The sequence below is a fragment of the Lelliottia nimipressuralis genome (assembly GCF_004115925.1).
GTDB classification, from domain to species: domain Bacteria; phylum Pseudomonadota; class Gammaproteobacteria; order Enterobacterales; family Enterobacteriaceae; genus Enterobacter; species Enterobacter nimipressuralis.
The window spans coordinates 22250-29167 of the sequence record NZ_SDDX01000006.1; the positions used below are offsets into that span (position 1 = coordinate 22250).

Annotated in this window: 7 protein-coding genes; 5 read left to right on the plus strand and 2 right to left on the minus strand. The window is 56.3% G+C overall.

Going from position 1 to position 6918, the window contains the following annotated elements; all coding sequences use genetic code 11:
* Positions 1–19 precede the first annotated feature (19 nt).
* The 5 genes from hemE (at position 20) to ETG88_RS05945 (ending at position 3561) form a co-directional block, all read left to right on the plus strand.
* Positions 20–1084 (plus strand): uroporphyrinogen decarboxylase, encoded by a 1065-nt coding sequence (hemE, locus tag ETG88_RS05925; protein WP_102105769.1) that lies wholly within the window; start codon positions 20–22, stop codon positions 1082–1084.
* A gap of 9 nt (positions 1085–1093) precedes the next feature.
* Positions 1094–1765 carry a deoxyribonuclease V gene (gene nfi / locus ETG88_RS05930; RefSeq protein WP_102105768.1) on the plus strand — a complete coding sequence of 224 codons (672 nt, stop codon included), beginning with the start codon at positions 1094–1096 and terminating at the stop codon, positions 1763–1765.
* 41 nt (positions 1766–1806) lie between these two features.
* The gene (locus ETG88_RS05935) at positions 1807–2397 is read left to right on the plus strand and encodes a YjaG family protein (protein WP_100778093.1); all 591 of its coding nucleotides are present in this window, start codon (positions 1807–1809) and stop codon (positions 2395–2397) included.
* Between the two features lie 186 nt (positions 2398–2583).
* Positions 2584–2856: a nucleoid-associated protein HU-alpha gene (gene hupA, locus ETG88_RS05940; RefSeq protein ID WP_002445246.1), complete on the plus strand. Its 273-nt coding sequence runs from the start codon at positions 2584–2586 to the stop codon at positions 2854–2856.
* 12 nt (positions 2857–2868) lie between these two features.
* Positions 2869–3561, plus strand: coding sequence for a DUF1481 domain-containing protein (locus ETG88_RS05945; RefSeq protein WP_100780783.1), 693 nt, complete (start codon positions 2869–2871; stop codon positions 3559–3561).
* A gap of 38 nt (positions 3562–3599) precedes the next feature.
* On the opposite strand, the gene purD is transcribed toward ETG88_RS05945, so the two are convergent.
* Positions 3600–4892 (minus strand): phosphoribosylamine--glycine ligase, encoded by a 1293-nt coding sequence (gene purD / locus ETG88_RS05950; protein WP_129034930.1) that lies wholly within the window; start codon positions 4890–4892, stop codon positions 3600–3602.
* Between the two features lie 15 nt (positions 4893–4907).
* On the minus strand, positions 4908–6497 hold the full coding sequence (gene purH / locus ETG88_RS05955) for a bifunctional phosphoribosylaminoimidazolecarboxamide formyltransferase/IMP cyclohydrolase (protein ID WP_129034931.1): 1590 nt from the start codon (positions 6495–6497) through the stop codon (positions 4908–4910).
* Positions 6498–6918 lie beyond the last annotated feature (421 nt).

Genomic DNA, 6918 nt, shown 5'->3' on the forward strand with positions numbered 1-6918 from the left:
CGCTTAAGGAACTGCAAAAATGACCGAACTGAAGAACGATCGTTATCTGCGTGCGCTGCTGCGCCAACCCGTTGATATCACCCCGGTGTGGATGATGCGCCAGGCGGGCCGTTATTTGCCGGAGTACAAAGCCACGCGCGCCGAGGCGGGCGATTTTATGTCCCTGTGCAAAAACGCCGAGTTGGCCTGCGAAGTCACGCTGCAGCCGCTGCGCCGTTTTCCGCTCGATGCGGCGATCCTTTTTTCAGATATTCTGACCATTCCGGACGCGATGGGGCTGGGTCTCTATTTCGAAACCGGCGAAGGCCCGCGTTTTACCTCACCGATTAAGAGCAAAGCTGACGTCGATAAACTGCCGATTCCAGACCCTGAACAGGAGCTGGGCTACGTCATGAACGCGGTGCGCACTATTCGCCGCGAGCTGAAAGGCGAAGTGCCGCTGATTGGCTTCTCCGGAAGCCCGTGGACCCTGGCGACGTATATGGTTGAAGGTGGTAGCAGCAAAGCCTTCACAATGATCAAAAAGATGATGTACGCCGAGCCGCTGGCGCTGCATGCGCTGCTCGACAAACTGGCGAAAAGCGTCACTCTGTATCTCAATGCGCAGATTAAAGCGGGTGCGCAGTCGGTCATGATTTTCGATACCTGGGGCGGAGTGCTGACCGGGCGCGATTATCAGCAGTTCTCCCTGTACTACATGCATAAAATAGTCGACGGTCTGCTGCGTGAAAACGAGGGCCGTCGCGTGCCGGTGACGCTGTTCACCAAAGGCGGCGGGCAGTGGCTGGAAGCGCTGGCCGCGACCGGCTGCGATGCGCTGGGTCTCGACTGGACGACGGATATTGCCGATGCGCGCCGTCGCGTGGGTGACAAAGTGGCGCTGCAGGGCAATATGGACCCCTCCATGCTCTACGCGCAACCTGCACGCATCGAAGAAGAAGTGGCGACCATTCTGGCCGGATTCGGTCAGGGTGAGGGGCACGTCTTTAACCTCGGCCACGGTATTCATCAGGATGTACCGCCAGAGCACGCAGGCGTGTTTGTCGAGGCGGTGCACCGCCTTTCTGCCCAGTACCACCAGTAGGGAGTGATTATGGATCTCGCGTCATTACGCGCTCAGCAAATCGAACTGGCCTCCTCGGTGATCCGCGAGGATCGTCTGGATGTGAATCCCCCGGCGTTGATCGCCGGTGCCGATGTCGGGTTTGAGCAGGGCGGGGAAGTGACGCGAGCCGCGATGGTGCTGTTAACCTATCCCGCGCTGGAGCTGGTGGAGTACAAAGTGGCGCGCATCGCCACCACCATGCCCTACATTCCTGGTTTTCTCTCCTTTCGTGAATACCCCGCGCTGCTGGCAGCGTGGGAGCAACTCTCGCAAAAACCCGATCTTTTGTTCGTCGATGGTCATGGGATTTCCCACCCGCGACGCCTCGGCGTGGCCAGCCATTTTGGTCTGCTGGTGGATGTGCCGACGATTGGCGTGGCGAAAAAGCGTCTGTGCGGCAAGTTCGAACCGCTTTCCGCCGAACCGGGTGCTCTCGCACCGCTGATGGACAAGGGCGAGCAGCTGGCGTGGGTCTGGCGCAGTAAAGCGCGCTGTAATCCGCTTTTTGTGGCGACGGGTCATCGCGTGAGCACCGACAGCGCACTGGCGTGGGTGCAACGCTGCATGAAAGGCTACCGTTTACCGGAGCCGACGCGCTGGGCTGACGCAGTGGCGTCCGCGCGTCCGGCATTTGTTCGTTGGCAGGAAATTCAGCGTTGATTCAGGTAAACTGCGGCTAATTTCCGATTCGAGACATCATCATGTTACAAAACCCGATTCATCTGCGCCTTGAGAAGCTGGAAAGCTGGCAGCACGTCACCTTTATGGCCTGTCTGTGCGAGCGCATGTATCCCAACTATGCCACGTTCTGCAAGCAGACTGGATTTGGTGAAGGCCAGATTTATCGTCGTATTCTCGACCTGATTTGGGAAACGCTGACGGTCAAAGACGCTAAGGTGAATTTCGATTCTCAGCTCGAAAAACTGGAAGAGGCGATCCCGTCGGCGGATGACTACGATATGTATGGCGTCTACCCGGCTATCGACGCCTGCGTGGCACTGAGTGAATTACTTCACTCCCGTCTGAGCGGTGAAACCCTGGACCATGCCATCGAAGTCAGTAAGGCGTCCATTACCACCGTGGCGATGCTGGAAATGACCCAGGAAGGTCGCGAAATGACCGACGAAGAGCTGCGAGCGAACCCTGCGGTCGAGCAGGAGTGGGATATTCAGTGGGAAATATTCCGACTTTTGGCCGACTGCGAAGAACGCGATATTGAGCTGATAAAAGGGCTGCGCGCGGACTTACGCGAGGCGGGCGAGAGTAATATTGGTATAATTTTTAACCAATGAGACAATAAAACGTGATTTAACGCCTGTTTTGTCGCACCTCGACTCTTCCCTTCTGCCCCCCGTCTGGTCTACATTTGGGGGGCGAAAAAAAGTGGCTATCGGTGCGTGTATGCAGGAGAGTGCTTTTTTGGCATTTTCGTCGCACTCGATGCTTAGCAAGCGATAAACACATTGAAAGGATAACTTATGAACAAGACTCAACTGATTGATGTAATTGCGGACAAGGCTGATCTGTCTAAAGTGCAGGCTAAAGCTGCTCTGGAATCCACCCTGGCTGCTATTACTGAGTCTCTGAAAGAAGGCGATGCTGTACAACTGGTTGGTTTCGGTACCTTCAAAGTGAACCACCGCGCTGAGCGTACTGGCCGCAACCCGCAGACCGGTAAAGAAATCAAAATCGCCGCTGCAAACGTACCGGCATTTGTTTCTGGTAAAGCACTGAAAGACGCTGTTAAGTAAGACGGCGTGGCCGTGAACAGTTTTAACAAGGGGGCGGTTTCGCCCCTTTTGTTTTCATGGCGCCGTCCGCTCGCGCTGGCGGGCATGCTGTTGCTCACTGCCTGCAGCCATGACTCCTCTCTGCCGCCGTTTACCGCCAGCGGATACGCTGACGATCAGGGCGCGGTACGAGTCTGGCGCAAAGACTCTGGTGACGACGTTCACCTGCTCTCCGCATTCAGCCCATGGCACAACGGCAATACCTCTACGGCGGAATACCGCTGGCAAGGCGATGCGCTGTCGCTGATTGAACTCAATATCTACAGTAAAACGCCTGAACACGTCCGCGTGCGCTTTGATGACCACGGTGAGCTGAGCTTTATGCAGCGCGAGGTCAACGGCCAAAAACAACAGCTCTCCAGCGATCAAATCGCCCTGTACCGCTATCGGGCAACCCAGGTGCGCCAGACCAGCGATGCGCTGCGTCAGGGACGCGTGGTGCTACGTCAGGGGCGCTGGCATCCTGATGGCACAGTCACCACCTGTGAAGGGCAGACCGTTAAGCCCGATCTCGAAGCCTGGGCGAAAGAACATATCGAACGGCGTCAGCGACACTCTTCGATGGAAGTGAGCATTGCCTGGCTTGAAGCGCCAGAAGGGTCACAGCTGCTGCTGGTGGCAAACGAAGATTTCTGCACGTGGCAGCCGACGGAAAAGAATTTCTGATATCAGTGCCCCCTCCGGACGGAGAGGGCGAATAGTTGTTACTGTTCTTGCTCGCGGGCAATCGCACGATAACCAATATCACCGCGGCTAAAGCTGCCGTTCCAGTGGATATCCTTCATCAGCGCGTAAGCGCGTTTCTGCGCGTCGGCAACGGTGTTACCCAGCGCGGTGGCGCACAATACGCGACCCCCGTTAGTTAACACGCGATCGTCTTCTGCCAGTTTGGTGCCAGCATGGAACACTTTACCGCCGTCGACCTCTTCCAGCGGTAAACCGTGGATCTCATCGCCATTGTTGTAGTTGCCCGGATACCCGCCGGCAGCGATCACAACGCCCAAAGAGGCGCGTGTATCCCACTCGGACGTTTTCTCATCAAGCTTGCCGTCACAGGCGGCCAGGCACAGTTCCACCAGATCGGATTTCATGCGCAGCATGATCGGCTGCGTTTCCGGATCGCCAAAGCGGCAGTTGAACTCGATAACTTTTGGGTTGCCCTGCTTGTCGATCATCAGCCCGGCATACAGGAAACCGGTGTACGTGTTGCCTTCTGCGGCCATGCCTTTCACGGTAGGCCAGATGATGCGCTCCATCGTGCGCTGGTGGACTTCGTCAGTCACCACCGGCGCCGGAGAGTAAGCGCCCATGCCGCCGGTATTCGGACCAGTATCGCCATCACCCACACGTTTGTGATCCTGGCTGGTGGCCATCGGCAGGACATGCTCGCCATCGACCATCACGATAAAGCTCGCCTCTTCGCCGTCGAGGAACTCTTCGATCACGATGCGGTGCCCAGCGTCGCCGAAAGCGTTACCTGCCAGCATATCCTGAACGGCCGCTTCGGCTTCTTCGAGGGTCATCGCCACGATCACGCCTTTACCGGCAGCCAGACCGTCGGCCTTGATGACAATCGGGGCGCCTTTTTCGCGCAGATACGCCAGCGCAGGCTCCACTTCGGTGAAATTCTGATACTCACCGGTCGGGATTTTGTGACGCGCAAGGAAATCTTTGGTGAAGGCTTTAGAGCCTTCGAGCTGCGCTGCGCCCTCCGTTGGGCCGAAGATTTTCAGGCCCGCCGCGCGGAACGCATCTACCACGCCAATCACCAGCGGTGCTTCCGGGCCGACGATGGTCAGATCGATTTTCTCATTCAGGGCGAAGTTCAGCAGCGCCGGAATATCGGTCACGCCGATCGCGACGTTCTGCAGAGCAGGTTCCAGCGCGGTGCCGGCATTACCCGGTGCCACGAAGACGGTTTCAACCAGAGGCGACTGTGCCGCTTTCCACGCCAGGGCGTGTTCGCGCCCGCCGTTACCAATCACTAATACTTTCATTGTCTGCTCCGGAGATTAATGGCGGAAGTGACGCATGTCGGTGAAGATCATTGCGATGCCGTGTTCGTCGGCAGCAGCAATCACTTCGTCATCGCGGATTGATCCGCCCGGCTGAATGACACAGGTAACGCCAGCCGCCGCTGCGGCATCAATACCGTCGCGGAACGGGAAGAAGGCATCAGAGGCCATGGCGGAGCCTTTCACTTCAAGCCCTTCATCGCTGGCTTTAATACCGGCGATTTTCGCGGAGTAAACGCGGCTCATCTGGCCTGCGCCAATGCCGATAGTCATGTTCTCTTTGGAATAGACAATGGCGTTGGATTTAACGAATTTCGCCACTTTCCAGCAAAACAGCGCATCACGCAGTTCCTGCTCGGTCGGCTGGCGTTTGCTGACCACACGCAGATCGCCAGCGGTGACCATACCCAGATCGCGATCCTGAACCAGCAGGCCGCCGTTAACACGTTTGAAATCCAGCGCCGGGACGCGTTCAGCCCACTGGCCGCAGACCAGCACGCGGACGTTCTGCTTAGCGGCGGTGATCTTCAGGGCTTCTTCGGTCGCTGAAGGGGCAATGATCACTTCAACGAACTGGCGGGAGATGATCGCCTGCGCTGTTTCGGCATCCAGTTCGCGGTTGAAAGCAATAATGCCGCCGAAAGCGGAAGTTGGGTCAGTTTTGTACGCGCGGTTGTAAGCTTCCAGAATGGAAGTGCTTACGGCGACGCCGCATGGGTTCGCGTGTTTGACGATCACACAGGCCGGTTCGCTGAACTCTTTCACGCACTCCAGCGCCGCGTCGGTATCGGCGATGTTGTTATAGGAAAGCGCTTTGCCCTGGACCTGCTGAGCGGTGGCAACGGAAGCTTCTTTGATCTCTTCTTCTATATAGAAGGCTGCGTTCTGATGGCTGTTCTCGCCGTAACGCATATCCTGCTTCTTAATGAAGTTCAGATTCAGGGTGCGCGGGAAGCGGCCAGCAGGCTCTTTGCTTTCACCGTGATAGGCCGGAACAAGACTACCGAAGTAGTTGGCGATCATGCTGTCGTAAGCAGCGGTGTGTTCGAACGCTTTGATGGCGAGGTCGAAACGGGTTTCCAGCGTCAGGGAGCCTTCATTGGCATCCATCTCGTTAATGATGGTGTTGTAGTCGCTGCTCTTTACCACGATAGCCACATCTTTATGGTTCTTCGCGGCGGAGCGCACCATGGTTGGCCCGCCGATGTCGATATTCTCGACCGCATCTTCCAGAGAGCAGTTTTCGCGGGCAACGGTCTGGGCGAAAGGATAGAGATTAACAACCACCATATCGATCGGCGCAATCCCGTGTTGATCCATGATGCCGTCATCCTGACCGCGACGACCGAGAATGCCGCCGTGCACTTTTGGATGCAGGGTCTTTACGCGTCCATCCATCATTTCCGGGAAACCGGTGTAATCGGACACTTCGGTTACCGGCAGACCTTTATCTGCTAACAGGCGAGCGGTTCCGCCAGTGGACAGCAGCTCTACACCGCGTGCAGAAAGTGCCTGAGCGAATTCGACGATACCGGCTTTATCAGAAACACTGAGCAGAGCGCGGCGGACTGGACGACGTTGTTGCATGGTAAATCCCCTGGATTTCACGATTACAGAGAGCGTTAGATGAATTTTCCTTTAAAAAACTCATCTAACACACCTGACAGGGCATCCTTGCATGGCGCGTGCATTTTAACGAAAACGTTTGCGCAACGCTCGCGAATTTTCAAATTTTCGTCGGGTTGTGGATAAGTCTGTGTGAAAAAGGGTATAAGGCGGGGTTTTGCTGTGGAATGCAGCAGTCAGTCATTTTTCTGTCATTTAGCGGTTGCGGGCTGACGAGAACTCCCTATAATGCGCCTCCATCGACACGGCAGATGTGAATCACTTCACACAAACAGCCGGTTCGGTTGAAGAGAAAAAATCCTGAATTTCAGGGTTGACTCTGAAAGAGGAAAGCGTAATATACGCCACCTCGCAACGGTGAGCGAAAGCCGCGTTGCACTGC